Here is a 294-nt window from a genome sequence, read left to right as displayed (position 1 = left end):
TGATGCACCAGCGCCAGGTGATCACCATGCTGCCGCGCACCGAAGCGGGCGAGGTGAAGGCGATGCTGATCGCCGCGACTTGCCTGAGCCAGTTCACCGACGAGTGGAATGCCACCTTCGATGGAATGCTGGCAAGCGTCAAGCTGCGCCACAAGAAGGCGCCGGAAGTGAAAGAGGTCGCAAGTTCGTAAGCGATCCATCAACCCCAGACTGTTCAGGAAGTCACGCCGCTGGTTAAATCGGGGGTATGCAAATCCTTCATATTCCACGGCAGCAGCGCCGCGACGTCATCCC

Annotated in this window: 1 protein-coding gene; it reads left to right on the top strand. The window is 59.5% G+C overall.

What is annotated here, in order from left to right; genetic code table 11:
• Positions 1-191 (top strand): DUF1795 domain-containing protein (locus F2P45_RS35085; protein WP_166882758.1); only part of this gene is annotated, 191 nt, incomplete at its 5' end.
• Positions 192-294 lie beyond the last annotated feature (103 nt).

It is taken from the genome of Massilia mucilaginosa (assembly GCF_011682145.1).
In the GTDB taxonomy this organism is placed as follows: Bacteria; Pseudomonadota; Gammaproteobacteria; order Burkholderiales; family Burkholderiaceae_D; genus Telluria_A; species Telluria_A mucilaginosa.
Note: the sequence above shows the minus strand (reverse complement) of the source record. Positions and strands in the feature narration are given on the sequence as shown.